Origin of the sequence: Burkholderia sp. BCC1985 (assembly GCF_905339915.1) — a bacterium.
Lineage (GTDB): Bacteria > Pseudomonadota > Gammaproteobacteria > Burkholderiales > Burkholderiaceae > Burkholderia.
On record NZ_CAJPGY010000029.1, the window covers coordinates 67,207 to 83,747 of the forward strand.

Sequence of the window (16,541 nt, forward strand, 5' to 3'; positions counted from 1 at the left end):
CTTAACCGGGCGCCCCTAGCCGGGCGCCCCTTTCTTCATCACGTTTCATTCGTCGGCGCTCCACGCCGTTTTACGCGCGATGCCCGTTGCGGGCGTCGCGCTTTTTTGCGTGCGGCCTGTATCGAGTGGTACCGAATCCGCGTCAACGCAAGCCCGTCGGCACCTGTCCGGGCAGCGAGCCGCCCGGAAAACCGGACAGGCTCGGCGCACTGGCCGGCCGCGCCGGCGCCGCCGGCGACGCTTCGTCAGCCGATGCGGCCATACCCGGTGCGAGGTAAAGAAACTTCCATTGCCGATAGGTTTCGAGGCCCTCGAAGTCCCTGTATCGATCCGGAAATCCCGCGCGCTTGATCGGCGCGCCATCCGAGCTGCTGGATACGCCGTAGAACCGGTCGGCCCGCCACAGGAACGACCAGTCGTTCTTGCCGCTGACCGGATCCGGATATGCGCGGCGCAGATGATGCATGGGCGTGGCAAAGCGCGTATCGTCCAGCAGGTCGTCGACCGTTTGCGGATATACGCGCCCGACACGGTAGTACGCGACGATGGCCCTGCGGTACTGATCGCCGACGAACAGCAGTTGCCGCTCCTGTTCGCGGCGCCGCTGCAGCGACCAGACATCCAGCGCGCCGGCCAGCGCGATCGACATCAGCATCAGCGCGATCAGCAGCGCGAGCAGCACGAGCCCGCGCTGCCGCCCGCTGCGCAGGCGCGCATGCATCGCACGCGCGCGCGCGGCCCGGCCGGACCGGCTCATTTCACCGCCCCGGCCACGCCCGCCGTTCCCGCCGTTCCCGCCGTTGCCGCCGTTCCCGCCACGCCCGGCGGCGCGCCTTGCACACCGCTCGCGGGCCCCACATCGTAGACGCCCGGCTTGGTGTCGTCCGGCGATGCGATCGTCGCCCATTTGTCGTCGCCGTTCACCGGATCGACCGGAACCGCGCGCAAGTAGTGCTTCGCGACCAGTTCGTCGAGCGTGTCGGGGTATTGCCCGTTGTCACCGTAATACTGGTCGATCGCATTGCGCATCACCGCGAGGTTCTGCCGCCGCACCTGTTCCTTCCCGCGCTCGATGCTGTGCATGTAGCGCGGCACGGCCAAGGTCAGAAGCAGCCCGATGATGGCCATCACGACCACGATTTCGATCAGCGTAAAGCCGCGGATCCTGCGCATGCGAGCGGGTTTCATGATGAACCGTCACCATTGTTTGTACGGAATGCCGTTGATGCCGACACGAGCGGATTTCGAGGTCACGTCGAACACGTCCTTGCCGGGCTCCATGCCGGCAGGAGCCGCGTCGGCCGACGGGTCCGGCGGCGTGCCGTACGCGCGCACATCCCAGGTGTCCTCGGCCGGCGTATCGGGATCGCCGGCGAAGAACGGATCGCGCGGCACGCGGCGCAGGAACGTCATCATGCCGCCCTTCGGGTCGCGGACGTTCTTCACGCCCGTCACGAGCACGGCCAGCGACGGCGGATAGCCGGACGCTTCCGCCTCCTTTTCGATCTGCCCCGCATCGCTCGCATCCTTGTACGCATCGAGCGCCGTGCGAATCTCGCGCAACGCGGCACTCAGTTCCTGCTCCTTCTGACGCTGCACGATCAGTTCGGAGAACGGCATGATCGCGAGCGCGAGAATCGACACGAGCGCGAGCGTGATGACCATCTCGATCAACGTGAAGCCGCGCCGGCCGACGCGGCCAATGCGAGGCGCTGCGCGGCGGGCGTTCACGGCTCACTTCCCGATCGGGCGAAGCGGGTTTTCGTTCGGGATATCGCCCGCCGGCATCTGCAGCGTCGGAGCGGGCGACGCCGGCGCGGCGGCCGGCGCATTGGCCGCCGCGGCCGCCTGCTCGGCCGGTGCCGGCGACGCAACCGGCGTCACGGTGGTGCCCGGCGCGGGCGCCGCTTCATTGCCCGCCGGCGCGGCCGCCTGCGCCGCGCCGCCAGCCGGCTGCTCCGCCGCGGCGGCCCCGGGGGCCGGCGCGGGCAATCCCGGCTGAGACCTCGAAAACCGCCCGCCGTACGGGTCGGGCGGCGGCGTCGTGCGCGGTGCGGCCGGCAGCTGCCCGAACGCGCCGCTCTGCGGCGATGGCTGCGCACGGTTCGCCGCGGCCTCCAGCGGCGACGGCGCCGCGCCGCCCGACGTGCCGCCGCCCACGCTGCCCGGAACGACCTTCGCCTCCGGCGCCGCGGGTGCCTTCGCCTCTGGCGCCGCCGGCGCCTTCGCGTCCGTCGCCGCGGGCGCCTCCGCATTCAGCGCCACCGGGTCGAGTCGCAACTGGTCGGCATGCACGTTGACGTCGGTGCCCGACCACACTTCCTGCGTGTCCGCATCCGCCGCAACCTGCGGACGGACGATATGCGGCGTGATCTGCAGCACGATCTCGGTCTTCTTGTGATCGCCGCCGTGATCCGAGAACAGGCGGCCGAGCACCGGCAACTGGCCGAGACCCGGCACCTTGTTCGCGTTGCGGCGGTCCTCGTCCGAAATCAGGCCGCCCATGATCTGCGTTTCGCCGTCCCGAAGCCGCAGGCTGGTGGACGCACTGCGCGTGCCGATCTGATACGCGAGCGAACTCAGCCCCTGCGAGTTGCCGCTCGAGATCGTGTTGGTGATGTTGCTGACTTCGAGATTCAGCTTGATGCCGACGTCGCCGTCGCGATAAACCTGCGGCTCGACCTCGAGCTTGATGCCCACGTCGAGGTACTGGATCATCTGCGTAAACGACGGGCCGCTGGTGCTCGGCGTGCTCGAGCTCGAAATCACCGGCACCTTGTCGCCGATCATGATGCGCGCCTTCTCCTTGTTGCGCGCGCGGATGCGCGGGCTCGCGAGCAGGTTCGCGTCGGTGTCGGTCAGCTTGAAGTCCGCGGTGGCCGACAGGCCGCTCACGTTCAGCGCATTGATCGGCAGATGATGCAGCACGCCCCAGGTATCGGCCGAGCTCGGCGTCGACACCGTAAACGAGTTCGGCCAGTTGATGCCGAGTTGCGATATCCGGTCGTGCGATACCTCCAGCACCTCGACCTCGAGCATCACCTCCGGCTCCGGCAAGTCCTGGGCGGTGATCATTTCCTCGGCGACCTTGATCGTGTCCGGCGTGCCGCGGATCGTCACCGAGTTCGCGCGCTCGTCGATCACGGCCTCCTTCACCTTCAGCAGGCTCTTCAGCAGCGACTGGATCTGCTTCGCATCGACGTTCGACAGCTGGAACGTGCGCACCTTGAGCTCCTGGTATTCGAGCTCCTTGGCCGGCGTCGCCGGGTAGATGAACAGCGTGTTCGCATTCATCTGCTTCTTGTCGAGCTGGTTCTGCAACAGGATCATGTCGACCGTGTCCTGCAGCGACGCGTTCTGCACGAAGATCGTCGTCTTCAGGTCGGCGCGCACGTCGCGATCGAAAATGACGTTCAGCCCGGACGTCCGCGACAAGGCCTCGAACACCATCCGCACGTTCGCGTCGCGGAACTGCAGCGACACCGGCGTGCGCATGATCGACGACGCCGCGAGCTTGTCGTCGCGGTCCGCGTGTTGCTGGCGGCGCTTTTCGTCGAGTTCCGCCTGCATCCGCATCGCCATCGCATTGGCCGGATCCTCGACCAGCACGCGATGCACGCGTTCGGCGGCCTGCGTGTACGAACCGCGCTTCATCATGCGGTCCGCTTCCTGCAGGATCGCGAGATGCTTGCGGTCCTGGTCGATCATCGCGCCGATCCGGCGCGCGCGCTCGCTGGTCGGATCGAGCTGCTTCGCCATGTAGACGGAGCGCGCCGCGTCGTCGAATTCGTTCTGCTGACGAAACGCGTCCGCGTTGTCGAGCAGCTGGCCGACCGCGTCGTTGCGCTCGTGCAAGGCGTCGATCTTCACCTGCGCATTGGTCGGATCGTCCTGGAGGTTCGGCACATGCGCGCAACCGCCGCACGCGAGCAGCGCCACGGCGATCGCCAGCGCGCGTTGCGTCGCGCAGCGGGGCGCCGGTGCGGGTCGCGCACCGGCCGGGGTGACGGAGCAAAGGCGTGTCGACGGGCCGCCGTCCCCGTTGCGGCGCACATCCCGTGTCAGTACGGTTTCCATTTACTTTCCTTCCACTGAAATGGGCACCATCTGGATCTGGTTCAGCGGCAGATAGGTGAGCACCACGTTCGACTCGGACACCGACTCGACGCGATACTGGCTGTCGATCACATCGCCCGGCGAAACGATCAGCAACTGGTCTCCGTTGCCGAGAAACACTTGCGGCTTCGCCGACTTGGCATCCTGCTGGCCGAGATAGATGAACGGCACCGGCGGCGCGGTCGGCGGCGCCGGACGCGTTTCGGGCGGCGGCGGCTCGACGGGCGGCGGCGGCAGCCATGACGACGCCGTGAAGGGATCGTGCGCAGCTTCGACGGACACGGGCGCACGCAATGCGGCGAGCTGTTCCCGCGCGGTCGCCGCCGCGTCATGCGGCGCGGGTACGTCATGCGCCGCGGGCAACGACGCGGGCGCAGGCGCCGCGGCATGCGAGGCCGCCGCAAGGCCTGCGCGTGCGCGTGCCGGCGCGGGCGCCACGCGCGCACCGTCGCGATGGACGATGCCGCTTGCAGCGGCCGGTGCCGGCTGCTGCATCGCCGCCACCAACACGCGATATCCGGTACCGGCGACGACGAGGCAGCCCAGTACGAGCACGAGTCGATTGCGCGACGCGGGTTTCATGACGGCGGAGATCATGGCTGGGCACTCCGATAGACGAGTTCGAAACGAACCCGCGCGTCGAGAATGCTGCTGCCCACCGCCGGACGCTCGACGTGGATTTCCTGCAGCGCCGCGTTCGGCACGTGGTTCAGCACCGACGCGAGAAAATGCCGGATCGCGCCGTACTGATCCTTCACGGGCAGCAGCACCTGGTAGCGCGTGAAGCGCGCCCCCGACTCGGTCGTCATCTGGTACTCGGCGGAGCCGAGCGCCAGATGGCTGTCGCGCGCCTGCTCGAAGATCGACGCGATGTCGTCCGCGCTTTGCGAAAAGCGCGGAAAGAGCGCCGGCAACGTGTCGAGCGTCGTCGCGTCCGCCGCCGTGCCGCGCACGTCGGCCGGACGATGGCCGCGTGCGGCGCGCACGACGCCCGCCGGCGCCTGCATCGCGCGCGTGTCGGCCTCCACGCCGGCGAGCGCCGCATACGTGATGCCCGCGGCACCGAGCATCAGGATCCCGGCGAGCCCCGGCAGGCCGAATGCACGCCGCCACGCGAACCGAAGCGTGAGCAGGCGGTCCGCGAAACGATCGGCTTTCATGATTTCCTCCAGACGGCCGTGATCTGGAAACGCACCGGCTTTCCCGCCACGTTCTCCTCGACGAGGTGGCCGTTGAGCGTCGCCTCGCGCAGCACGTCGCTCGTCTGCAAGTACTTCAGGTACGCGATCATCGCGTCCGGGTCCTTCGCTTCGGCCGTGATGCGAATCTGGCCCTGTGCCGGGTTCTGGTCGATGCCGATCAGTGCGACGTCATGGCCCGGATAGTCTTCGACGATCGAGAAGAGCGTCTGCCACGGCACGGTCAGTTCGCGCAGCACGGCCTGGCTCTGCTTTTCCGCGAGCCGGGCGGCCGCGGTCGGCGGCGGCTTCACGACGTGCTGCTGCGCGAACGTGCGATGCTGAACGAGCGCCAGCGCGTCCCGGATGCGATCGTTCTCCGCATACGCGTGCCAGAGCCGGACGGCGCACGCGCCCCACAGCAGCGCGGCGACGCCGAGCAGGATCGCGCCGCTCACGCCGATACGGGCGCGGCGCCGGCAAAAATCGATGTCGAGCGTGCGGCTCATGATGCGTACTCCAGCAACCGGCGCGCAGGCGAACCGTCGAGCGCCGCGCGGCCCGGCAGCACGGCCGCGGCAAAACGCGCCTCGAACGGCGCGGCATCCGTGTCGACGCCGGACAGATAGACCTTGCAGTCGTCGCGCGTCAGGCCCGTGCGCGTCGCCGAGCGCTCGAACAGCTGCTCGGCGAGTTCGGCAAGCCTCGCCGCATCGCCGGACTCGCCCGGAAAGAGGCGCTGCGCGTCGTACGCGGTCCACTCGCCGCGCTCGATCATGACCGCCTGCAGCAACGCCTCGCCGACGACGAGCAGCATCGCGTCGCCGTCCGGCTTCACCGCGACCCGATCGAGCGTCTCCGGAAGCCCCGCGCGCAGGCAGCGGATGCGGACGTCGCCGGCGGCGCCCGTCCCGAGGATGCCGTCGTACAGCGTGCGCGGCAGCGCGCTGGCAAAGAGCACACGGCCGCCGCGCCGCACGTCGAAGCGCGTGACCAGCGACTCGGCGGCGACCCCGTAGGTGTCGGAGAAATGCGCGAGCGCGATGTCCTCGAGCTCGCGCGCATGCAGCGCGCGGAAGTCGCCGCGCAGGATCGCATGGCAACACCAGAAATCGTCGAGCACGATGTGCGCGCCGCGCACGGGCGGCCGCTTCGCGTTGCCGTCGCTGCCGGCTGTCGTGGCCGTCGCGGCCAGCGCGGCAGCCAGCGCGTCGAGCACCCCCGTCTCGCTCCCGAACCGTTCGTCGGGGATGACGACGCTGAGCGGATCGGCGGCGAACCCGCGCCGGCCCGGCCGCCACAGTGCGCGCGGGCGGATGCCGACGACGATCTCGCGCGTGCCGACGCCGATCGCGAGCCGATCATTCGACCATGGTGACACGATTGATCTCCTCGAGCGTCGTTTCGCCGCGCCTCACCAGGTCGATCGCCGATGCGCGCAACGTCGTCATGCCGTAGCGCAGCGCCGCCGCCTTGATGTGCCCGAGCGGCGCGCGCTCCGACAGCAGTTGCCGCAGTTCGTCGTTCATGCGCAGCGCTTCCGCGATCGCGCGGCGGCCGCGATAGCCGCTGCCGCGGCACATCGCGCACCCGGTACCGCGGCGAAACAGGTAGCTGCCGGCCGTGTCCGGGTCGATGCCCGAGCGGGCGAGCGCATCCGCGTCGACCGTGTCCTCGTCCAGGCAGTCCGGACAGCACTGGCGCAGCAGCCGCTGCGCGATCACGCCGTTCAGCGCCGATACGAAGCTGTACGGATCGACCTCCATGTTCGTGAAACGGCCGATCACGTCGAACACGTTGTTCGCATGCACGGTGGTGAACACCTGGTGGCCGGTCAGCGCGGCCTGCACGGCGATCTGCGCGGTTTCCGGATCGCGGATTTCGCCGACCATGATCTTGTCCGGATCGTGCCGCAGGATCGACCGCAAGCCGCGCGCGAACGTCAGGCCCTTCGCCTCGTTGACCGGTATCTGCAGGATCTCGCCGAGCTGGTATTCGACCGGATCCTCGATCGTCACGATCTTCTCGAGCCCGTTGTTGATTTCGGTGAGGATTGCATAAAGCGTCGTGGTCTTGCCGCTGCCGGTGGGGCCCGTGACGAGCAGCATCCCGTACGGCATCGACGCGACCGACCGCATGAAGCGCGTGTCGGCGGGCTGGAACCCCAGCGCCTCGAGCGTCAGGCCGCCCGACGCCTGGGACAGCTGGTAGCGGTCGAGAATCCGCAACACCGCGTCCTCGCCGAACTGGTTCGGCATGATCGATACGCGAAAATCGATCTCGCGTCCGGCGTACATCGCCTTGAAGCGCCCGTCCTGCGGAATGCGGCGCTCCGCGATATCGAGCTCGGAGATCACCTTCACGCGCGACAGCACCTGGTCCGCGACGTCGCGGCCCTCGACGCGCCCCACCACCGTCAGCACGCCATCGACCCGGCACTTGATCATCAAGCCGTTCGCCCGGCATTCGAGGTGGATGTCGCTCGCCAGCATCTTGAGCGCGTCGTAGATCGTCGAATTGAGCAGACGCACCACCGGGCTGTCGTCGCTGCTGATGCCCTGCAGCGTCAACGCGAGCGACGCCGGATCGGGCGCACTCTGGATCGGATCGTCGAACGCGAGCGAATCCATCGCGCGGATGTCCTTCTCCCGCACGGCGAGATAGGCGCCCAGGTCGCCCGCGCTCGCGAGCGCCCATCCGTACGGCAGCGCCGGGTGCGCACGCATCCGGTGCTCGATCCAGCCGCGCGTGCGGGCATCGAGCGGATCGGCGATCGCGAACAGCAGCGCGCCGCAGTCGGGATCGCGCAGGCACACGCAAAGGCGCGCCGTTGCCTCGACGAACGGCACCAGCTCGAAATCCGGCTCCAGGCGATTCAGTTCGCGCATGCCGATCGGCTTCATCCGGAATTGCGACGCGAGCCGCTCGCGCATCTCGTCCGCACCCAGCGCCGTCTGCGCCGTCAATGCCTCGAGCGCGCGCAGGCCCGAACCGTGCCGTTCGCCGAGCGTGCGCAGCAGGTCGCGCAGTTCGGCGTCCGCGTCGGGCGGGTTGTCGGGGGAGGATGTGAGGGTGTCCACGCGCGTCTCCGGGGTGGCTACTGAATGCTCGACGCGATCTCGAAGATCGGCATGTACATCAACACGACGATGCCGCCGATCACCACGCCGATCACGATCATCATCATGGGTTCGATCAGCCGCGAAATCAGGTCGATCGTGCGCGACACCTGCGCTTCCTGAAACGCGGCGATCCGGTCGAGGACGGGCCCGAGCCCGCCGGTCTTCTCGGCCACCGTCAGCAGGCGGTAGCCGATCGCATTCGCGAGACCGGCCTGCTGGAACGCGTCGGACATCTTCGCGCCGTTGCGGACCTGCTGCAGCGCGCGCGCCAGCGCGGCCTGGTCCGCGCGGCCGACGAGGCCGCGTGCGAGATCGAACGCGCGAATGGCGGGAATGCCGCCGTCGACCAGCATCGCCGTCGTGCGATAGAACTGCGACTGGCGAAACACGCGGAAGTGTTGCCCGATGCCGGGCAGCGCCAGCAGCCGATCCGCGAGCCAGATGCGCAGCGCCGGCCGCCGCAGCGCGACACCGGCGGCCACCGCCAGCACCGCGAGACCGCCGGCCAGCTCGGTGCCGTGCGCGTGCACCATGCCGCCCCACGCCATCAGCAGCCGCGACATCAGCGGCAGCTCGCGGCCGCTGTGTTCGAGCAGCGTCGCGAAGCGCGGCACCACGAAGCCGAGCAGGAACAGCACGACGGCCGCACCGACGAACAGCAGCACCGTCGGGTAGATCGCCGCCGACACGACCCGCGCGCGCAACTCGCGCAGCGTCGCGCTGTTGTGCGAATAGCGCGTCAGGCTGTCGGCCAGGCCGCCGGTCTGCTCGCTCGCCTTCACGCACGCCACCAGCACCGGCGGAAAGATCGGGCTCGCATGCTCGAGCGCCGCCGACAGCGACTGCCCTTCCTCGAGCTGCCGCAGCAGGTCGCGGCACACCTGTGCGGACGCTTCGCGCCGCGCGTTGCCGCCGAGCGTGCGCAGCGCGTCGACGAGGCCGACACCCGCATCGAGCAGCGCCGCCAGCTCGCGCGCGAACATGTCGACGTCGAACCGCGCACGCGGCATGCCGAGCCGGTTCGCGCCGCGCCGCTGCCGCCCGGCGTCCGTGCTGACCGATACGACGCGAAGGCCGCGCGCACGCGCGAGCGAGGCCGCGTTCGCCGGCGAATCGCTGTCGATGCGAAGCGTCTGCACCGAGCCGCTCGTATCGAATACATGCAGCACGAATTTCACGTCGAGCCTCCTTGCGAGCTGCTCACGACGCGCGCCGCGACCGCGGCCATGCGCCCCTACCACGACGAGATCGTCACGTTCTCGCCGGTACCGCCGCCGCGTCCGTCCTTGCCGAGCGAGAACAGGTCGTAGTCGCCGTGCTCGCCCGGTGAACGATACTGATAGGGCCGGTCCCACGGATCCACCGGGACGGCCTTCTGCAGATAGGGACCGCTCCACCGCGATGCGCTTTGCGGCTTGTTCACGAGCGCATCCAGCCCCTCCTCGGTCGTCGGATAGGTACCGACGTCGAGCCGGTATTGATCCAGCGCCTGGCCGAGCGACACGATCTGCGCACGCGCGATCTTGACGTTGGACTTGCCGACCTGTTCGAAATACCGTGGCGCCACGAGCCCTGCCAGCAACCCGATGATGACCATCACGACGAGCAGCTCGAGCAGCGTGAAGCCGCGACTCGCACACGCGCGGCACACGCGTCGTTCGTCACGCTGCCGCCGGCCCGGCCCGCCGGCCGGGATCGAGAACGATTCGTGGCTCACGGCTGCCTCCCTGTATCGACCCGCGGCACCGGCGCCGCCGATGCCGTTGATTGCATTCTTGTTCACGCCGGTACGGGTCAGAAGTAGGGAGTGCCGTCCATCCCCATGGGTAAATCCCCCCCTGTTGGGCCCTGCCCGAATGGAGGGGATTTACACACGGTCGTCGTCGTTCAGCGCGAGCACACCGACGTCGATCGCGAAGTGAACGAGGCCGGTCAGGTTCACGACGCCGAGCTTGCGCATGAGATTGGCGCGGTGCTTGTCCACCGTTTTCGGGCTGACCTTCAGGCACTCGCCGACCTGCCGGCTCGTGTGCCCCTCGACGACGAGACGCAACACCGTGCGCTCGCGATTCGTCAGCGCATTCCACAATCGCGCCCGGTGCGCGTTCGCGTCGCGCAGCCCGTGCAGGCCGGCGCGGGCGCGATAGGCGTCGAGGCTGACCACGCACTTGCCCTGCATCACGAAGCGCATCTCGCGCACCAGGTCGGCGAACGGCGAATCCTTGACCACGTAGCCGTCCGCGCCGGCGGCAAACGCTTCCCTGACGTTGTCTTCGCTGCGATGAACCGTGAGGACGATGATCCGCGCATGCGGCACGTCGCGCTTGATCGTCGCGATCGCCTCGAAGCCGCTGCCGCCCGGCATGGACAGATCCATCAGGATCAGGTCGGGCCGCGTCTTCTCGGCGAGACGGCAGGCCTCGACCCCGCCGCTCGCCGCGCCGACGATGCAGTAGTCGGCCAGCTCGGAAACCAGGTGACTCAGGCCGACCCGCAACAGATGCTGATCCTCGACGATCAGCACACGGTGCTTGTTGTCCAATTTCGACGCTCCTTTCAGAGACGCGATACCTAGTTGGACGCAACGACATCGCGATAGGCCGCGAGCAGCTCGGTCGGCGTCGCGAAGCCGTCGATACGCAGCCACGGCTGGCCCGGCGCGGCCCGCACGAACGTCACCGGCGTGTGGTTCATCTTGTCGCCGCGATACACGTTGAACGCGCGTTGCGCGGCGACGCTCGCATCGACGGTACCGGTGTAGTGCTGCCATTCGGGGCCGGCTTCGAAGCGTGCCGCGTAGGTCCTGAGCCGCTCGGGCGTGTCCGCCTCGGGATCGATCGAGATCGACATGATGTGCACCTTGTCGCGATCGGCGCCGAGTTCGCCCTGCAGCTGCTCGAGCGTCTGGCTGATCATCGGGCAGATGGTCGTGCAACTGGTGTAGATGAATGTCAGGATCACCGGCCGGCCGTCGTCCAGTTCCTTGACCAGCGAGACGGTCCGGCCGTCGTCGCGCACGAGCTGGACCGACGGCTCGGCATACTGGACCATCGTGTGCACGGTGCCCGGCATCACGGCGTGATGATGCATGTGCATGCCGGCGGCTTCGGTCGCGCCGTCGGTCATCTGCGAGGCGGCCTTGTCCGCCGGTTTTGCGGCGGGTGCGGCCGGCGCGGGCGCCGCGGGGCTATCGTTGGCGGGCGCCGCGGCGGGCTGCGTCATGGGCTCGGTAGCGGGCTCCGTCGCCTGCTCCGCGGCGGGCTGCATCGCGGGTTCGGTTGCGGGCTCCATCGCGTGCCCTGCGGCGGGCTGCATTGCGGGTTCGGTGGCGGGCTCCATCGCGTGCTCCGCAGCGGGCTGCATCGCGGGCTCGGTGGCGGGTTCCATCGCGTGTTCCGCAGCGGGCTCCATCGCGTGCTCCGCGGCGTGCGTCGCCGCGCTGTCGGCGGCGTTTCCGGCAGGATCTTCGCCACCGTTCTGCATGGTCATTCCCGTCATGCTCTCGACGGCATCCGGCGCACCATTCTCCGTGACGCTCGTGCTCGCGGCGGCGTTTTCCGCGGCCGCACTGCCGGCGTTCTCGATCGCGCTGCCATCGGGCGCACACCACGCGGGCGTCGCGGCAAGCGCGACGCCCGCGACCACGAGTGCGCCCATCGTCGATCTTCCGATCCTGTTCATACCAGCCTCCCTGAGACGCGCCCAGGCAGCGGACAATTCCGTGCCCCGCCACTGAAGTGTCATGAATCCGGTCGCGAGCGTCATGGGATGACGCCCCCCAAAGGCCGGTAGGACATGCCCGCTTGGCGGGATTTCCCGTTGCATACGGAAGGTATTTCCCCAAGACGTACGCGCGAAATCCCCATGTTGCGGGCCGAGTCGGTCACGTCCTAGAATGACCGAAACCTTACGGTTTCCTGAAAACTGCGCTTCGGGAGATACCATGACTGAACGCCAGCCGGAAGGACCACGAATCAGGCTGCTCGATCTGATCGATGCGATGCGCAAGCTGCGCAGCGCGGTGCGTCCCGATGATCGCCGCAGTGCTGTCGTCACCGATGCGCGTGGAGCGGCGCTCGCCATTCTCGCCGACGACGGCACCTTCGTATCGGTCAATCGCAGTGCCGCGGCGCTGTTCGGCTACACGGCCGCCGAACTCGTCGGCCGGCATCTGTCCGACCTGGCGCCCGACGACGCCCACGCCGAGCTGGCGAGCGAGCTGTCCACGAGCGTCGCCCTTCAGCATCATTCGTTCACTGCGATGCTCAGCGGGCGAAGCGGCCATCCCGCGCGATTCGTCGTACATCAGCAGGCCCTTCCCGACACGCACCTGTCGCTGACGCTGTTCGAGGAACCGTCGACGCCCGAGCCCGAACGGCGCGGCGCCGCGGCGAACGATGCGGGCGTGCACGCCTGCAACACCTATCTCCTGATGGGCCAGCAGAAGGAACGGCATCGGCTTGCCGCGGAATTGCACGACGGGCTCGGCCAGGCGCTGACGCTCATCAAGCTGATGAACGAGGACGCGCTCATGCGCATTCGCCGCGGCGAGATCGCCGACGCGACGACGCTGCTCGACGACGCCGTGCTGCGCATTCGCGAGACGATCGGCGAAGTCCGCCAGATCTGCGGCGAACTGAGGCCGCCGATACTCGACAAGCTCGGACTGCCGGCCGCGCTCGCTTCGCTGTGCCGGCGCATCGAGCGCGACGCGGACCCGCTGTCGGTGGAGTTCAATTGCGACGTCGACGACGACGACATACCGGATCATCTGAAGGCCGACGCGTTCAGAGTCGCGCAGGAGGCACTCCACAACATCGTCAAGCATGCACAGGCCACCGAGATCGTGCTCAGCCTGCAACACGATGCCGGCAGCCTGATGCTGACGATCGACGACGACGGCGTCGGCTACGAACGTCGCCCGCTTTCGACGGACGACGCGCGCACGGCCGGGCTCGGCCTGATCGGCATGCAGCACCGCATCGAGGCGCACGGCGGCACGTTTGCGATCCAGTCGTCCGCCGCGACGGGTACGCGCGTGTCGGCAACCTGGCCGCTCTGACGCGCAGCCGCGCTCAGCCCTTCACGCCGCCCGCCGGATAGTCGTCCAGCCGCGCGACGGCGCCTGCCGCCTGCACGCCGTCGGCGACTGCGTGCGTCGACACCTCGTCCACGTTCGGCTCCGCGCATTTCGCCGCGAGTGTCGTCAACAGACCCATGTTCATCGCGACGAGCACCAGCTCCGTCAGATTCGCGAGATGGAGCTTGTGCATCATGCTCGCCCGGTACTTCTCGATCGTCTTCGGGCTCAGGTTCAGGTACTGACCGACCTGCCGGTTGGTGCGTCCTTCCGCGATCAGTTTCAGCACGCTGCGTTCGCGTGCGGTCAGGATGTCCCACGCCTTTTTCGGCGCGGGCATTTCGCGACCGCTGACGAACGAGTCGACCATGTAGCCGTACACGTCGGCACTCAGGTGCTTCTTCCCCTGCATGACCATGCGCATCGCGAGCAGCAATTCGTCAAACGAAACGTCCTTGAGCACGTAGCCGTCGACACCCGCGCGCAGCGCCTCGCGCACATACTCTTCGCTCTGGTGCACCGTGAGCGCGACGATCCGGACGGACGGCGTTCGGCGCTTGATCGTCGCGCTCGCATCGATGCCGTTCATCCCGCGCATCGACAGATCCATCAGGATCAGGTCCGGCGCGAGCGTCATTGCCTGATGGCATGCCTCCTTGCCGTCCCGCGCTTCGCCGACGACTTCGTAATCGCCTTGTGCGCAAAGCATCGACCGGAGCCCGTTTCTCAGCAGATCGTGATCTTCTGCAATTATCACGCGATATTTAGTATTCACGACTTCCCCCAAGTGTTCCCGCGCTTACACCCCCGTTGGACATCGATGCCTCGGTTGCACGGTGCCGGACGCCCTTTCTGATGATTTCCTCGGTCCGGTCTGGTGGCCCGCCTCGCGAGCGATTGGCCACGCTCCTCGTCCGAGCAAGGATCGCGCCACCGCGCCGCGCGCGAGCGCCCGCGCCGGGCATGCATCTGCGGAAACGTCGTGCGACGACGGGAATGTTTCAGGCGTGAATCGTTTCGGGGTGGTGCGTCGCATCAGTAAGACTACGGATGGCGGGACTATCCGATCGCTTTCGCCGCGCGAGAAATGATTTCTTCTGCAACCACGGTTGCATCGAGCAGAAAACAACTGTTGCGCGTAAGGATCGTCAACTTCGCCGGATTACCGAATCTTACCGGCGATTCCTTGTGTAACAGTTTTGCACCGCCACCTCGGCAGCGTCTCCGCCGGCATCGAATTGTAGGAGGATGCCCCATTGTCGATGCGATCAACCGACCACGAAAATGCAGATGCAGGAGGCCTGAAAGATGCACAGCCAACCTTCGTCCGGATTACGAAAGACCATCATCGTCGCCGCATGCGCGGGAATCGGCTCGGCATGGTCGTGCGCCGCTCACGCGCAGATATTCGGCATGGTGGCGAAGAACGGGGTCATCGTCCTGACCAACGTGCCCACCACGGTCAATCTGAAAGTGATCGTCGCGGCCGCGAGGCCGGCCGCCAGGCCGGCCGCATCCACGACGAAGCGTGTCGCGCCGAAACACGTCGTCGCGTCGTCGTTCGAGGACGTGATCGCCGAGGCGAGCCGGTCGTTCAATGTTCCGCCCGAACTCCTTCGCGCCGTGATCGACGTCGAATCGGGATACAACCCGAAGGCGGTATCGGACAAAGGCGCGCTCGGGCTCATGCAACTGATGCCGGAAACGGCCCGGCGCTTCTCGGGCGGCGACATGTTCGATCCGCGCGCCAACGTGCTGACCGGCGCACGGTATCTGCGCTTCCTGCTCGACCTGTTCAAGGAAAACGTCGAACTCACGCTCGCTGCGTACAACGCCGGAGAGAATGCCGTGATTCGGGCCGGGTATCGCATCCCGGCGATGCCGCAGACGCGCGAGTACGTGCCGCGCGTGCTCGCGCGCTACAAGCGGCTGCTCGCCGCGAATTGAAAAACGCTGAAAAACGCGCAACACGCGCGACCCGCGGCAGCCTGCGCGGCAACGCTGCCGGCATCGCGCGCACGGCACGTTGCCCGGCGCCATGAAGCGATGGCTCCCGGCAACGTGTAGCGCTGTCGCGGCCGGCGTTCGGCCGGCCCCGTCGCTCATGGAAATGCCGGGACAGTCGGATCCTCTCCCTGCAGATGCGCATCCGTATGGTGAAGCCTGATCGCGTCTTCGATCTCGTGAACACGGTCGGTCGGCACGTCGATCATCATCAGCAGCTCGCCATGCTCGATGCCCTCCTCGAAACGCTTCAGGCGCGTGCTCGGCATGTCGATGCCGATCATCGTCGCCACCCATGCGCCGAAGGCCGCGCCGAACAGCGTGATCGCCACGACGATCCCGCCGCCGATCGGCAAACCCGCGGGCTGGACCAGCAGCAGGATCAGCCCCATCAGCATGCCGGTCGCGGAGCCGACCGCGGTGCCGCGCGCGAGCGACGGCAGCAGGTCGCTGCGTTGCACCAGCGTGGCTTCCGGCAAGTCGTCGCGCCAGACATCGTGATTCGCGAGGCAATGGATATGTCGCCACTCGATTCGCAGCGACAGCAGCTCGCCGACGATCGACCGCGCGCATTGCGCCGTCGGCAACAGAAAATAGACGCGTCTCATGGCAGTTCCTCCTGCGTCGCATCCGGAATGCGGCGATGCTCGTTCGGACATTCTGGTCCGGCACGCCGGCGGCGGGTAGGGGTAATGCTCGCCGAAGTGCATGGGTAGAACATGGTAGGAAACGCCCAGCATGCTTCAGAGTTGCCCGTAGCTGTGCAGCCCCGACAGGAACATGTTGACGCCGAGGAACGCGAACGTCGTCACGAGCAGGCCGGTGAGCGCCCACCAGGCGGCAACCGCGCCGCGCAGGCCCTTCATCAGGCGCATGTGCAGCCAGGCCGCGTAGTTGAGCCACACGATCAGCGCCCAGGTTTCCTTCGGGTCCCAGCTCCAGTAGCCTCCCCATGCTTCGGCGGCCCACAGCGCACCGAGAATCGTCGCGATCGTGAAGAACGCGAAGCCGACAGCGATCGACTTGTACATCACGTCGTCG

The 16,541-nt window shown here is 67.6% G+C and carries 18 protein-coding genes; 2 read left to right on the top strand and 16 right to left on the bottom strand.

Annotated features, from left to right (window positions below; genetic code table 11):
* Nucleotides 1-142: 142 nt before the first annotated feature.
* The 13 genes from U4Z31_RS25895 to U4Z31_RS25955 form a co-directional block, all read right to left on the bottom strand.
* Entirely contained in the window at nt 143-757 is a 615-nt protein-coding gene (locus tag U4Z31_RS25895; RefSeq protein ID WP_321811759.1) for a type II secretion system protein, read from the bottom strand.
* Nucleotides 754-1,188 (bottom strand): type II secretion system protein, encoded by a 435-nt coding sequence (locus tag U4Z31_RS25900; RefSeq protein WP_321811760.1) that lies wholly within the window; start codon nt 1,186-1,188, stop codon nt 754-756. Before U4Z31_RS25900 ends, U4Z31_RS25895 begins: the two co-directional genes overlap by 4 nt.
* 9 nt (nt 1,189-1,197) lie before the next feature.
* Nucleotides 1,198-1,731: a type II secretion system protein gene (locus tag U4Z31_RS25905; protein ID WP_044848032.1), complete on the bottom strand. Its 534-nt coding sequence runs from the start codon at nt 1,729-1,731 to the stop codon at nt 1,198-1,200.
* A 3-nt stretch (nt 1,732-1,734) separates the two neighbouring features.
* Nucleotides 1,735-4,077, bottom strand: a complete 2,343-nt coding sequence (locus U4Z31_RS25910) for a type IV pilus secretin PilQ (protein WP_321811761.1) — start codon at nt 4,075-4,077, stop codon at nt 1,735-1,737.
* Nucleotides 4,078-4,713 carry a hypothetical protein gene (locus tag U4Z31_RS25915; RefSeq protein WP_124894395.1) on the bottom strand — a complete coding sequence of 212 codons (636 nt, stop codon included), beginning with the start codon at nt 4,711-4,713 and terminating at the stop codon, nt 4,078-4,080.
* Nucleotides 4,710-5,276: a hypothetical protein gene (locus U4Z31_RS25920; protein WP_124487511.1), complete on the bottom strand. Its 567-nt coding sequence runs from the start codon at nt 5,274-5,276 to the stop codon at nt 4,710-4,712. The genes U4Z31_RS25915 and U4Z31_RS25920 overlap by 4 nt, the downstream gene beginning before the upstream one ends.
* Complete coding sequence (locus U4Z31_RS25925) at nt 5,273-5,803, bottom strand: membrane protein (protein WP_044849141.1); 531 nt, start codon at nt 5,801-5,803, stop codon at nt 5,273-5,275. Before U4Z31_RS25925 ends, U4Z31_RS25920 begins: the two co-directional genes overlap by 4 nt.
* Entirely contained in the window at nt 5,800-6,675 is an 876-nt protein-coding gene (locus U4Z31_RS25930; protein ID WP_321811762.1) for a hypothetical protein, read from the bottom strand. The genes U4Z31_RS25925 and U4Z31_RS25930 overlap by 4 nt, the downstream gene beginning before the upstream one ends.
* Nucleotides 6,656-8,374, bottom strand: a complete 1,719-nt coding sequence (locus U4Z31_RS25935) for a GspE/PulE family protein (protein WP_124894398.1) — start codon at nt 8,372-8,374, stop codon at nt 6,656-6,658. Before U4Z31_RS25935 ends, U4Z31_RS25930 begins: the two co-directional genes overlap by 20 nt.
* 17 nt (nt 8,375-8,391) lie before the next feature.
* A complete protein-coding gene (locus tag U4Z31_RS25940; protein WP_124487507.1) occupies nt 8,392-9,594 on the bottom strand; it encodes a type II secretion system F family protein in 1,203 nt (400 codons plus the stop codon).
* Nucleotides 9,595-9,650: 56 nt separating this feature from the next.
* Entirely contained in the window at nt 9,651-10,067 is a 417-nt protein-coding gene (gene gspG / locus U4Z31_RS25945; protein WP_257776050.1) for a type II secretion system major pseudopilin GspG, read from the bottom strand.
* 216 nt (nt 10,068-10,283) lie between these two features.
* Nucleotides 10,284-10,958: a response regulator transcription factor gene (locus U4Z31_RS25950; RefSeq protein WP_321811763.1), complete on the bottom strand. Its 675-nt coding sequence runs from the start codon at nt 10,956-10,958 to the stop codon at nt 10,284-10,286.
* 29 nt (nt 10,959-10,987) lie between these two features.
* Nucleotides 10,988-11,638, bottom strand: a complete 651-nt coding sequence (locus U4Z31_RS25955) for an SCO family protein (RefSeq protein WP_409364478.1) — start codon at nt 11,636-11,638, stop codon at nt 10,988-10,990.
* 721 nt (nt 11,639-12,359) lie between these two features.
* Here U4Z31_RS25955 and U4Z31_RS25960 point away from each other — a divergent pair.
* The gene (locus U4Z31_RS25960; RefSeq protein WP_321811764.1) at nt 12,360-13,478 is read left to right on the top strand and encodes an ATP-binding protein; all 1,119 of its coding nucleotides are present in this window, start codon (nt 12,360-12,362) and stop codon (nt 13,476-13,478) included.
* A 13-nt stretch (nt 13,479-13,491) separates the two neighbouring features.
* Here U4Z31_RS25960 and U4Z31_RS25965 read toward each other — a convergent pair whose 3' ends face one another.
* A complete protein-coding gene (locus U4Z31_RS25965) occupies nt 13,492-14,271 on the bottom strand; it encodes a response regulator (protein WP_044849151.1) in 780 nt (259 codons plus the stop codon).
* Nucleotides 14,272-14,804: 533 nt separating this feature from the next.
* Here U4Z31_RS25965 and U4Z31_RS25970 point away from each other — a divergent pair.
* On the top strand, nt 14,805-15,443 hold the full coding sequence (locus U4Z31_RS25970; protein ID WP_321811765.1) for a lytic transglycosylase domain-containing protein: 639 nt from the start codon (nt 14,805-14,807) through the stop codon (nt 15,441-15,443).
* A 155-nt stretch (nt 15,444-15,598) separates the two neighbouring features.
* Here U4Z31_RS25970 and U4Z31_RS25975 read toward each other — a convergent pair whose 3' ends face one another.
* Both U4Z31_RS25975 and ccsA read right to left on the bottom strand, forming a co-directional pair.
* The gene (locus U4Z31_RS25975) at nt 15,599-16,108 is read right to left on the bottom strand and encodes a DUF1269 domain-containing protein (RefSeq protein ID WP_257776040.1); all 510 of its coding nucleotides are present in this window, start codon (nt 16,106-16,108) and stop codon (nt 15,599-15,601) included.
* 135 nt (nt 16,109-16,243) lie between these two features.
* On the bottom strand, nt 16,244-16,541 hold a 298-nt coding region (gene ccsA, locus U4Z31_RS25980), incomplete at its 5' end, for a cytochrome c biogenesis protein CcsA (RefSeq protein ID WP_321811766.1).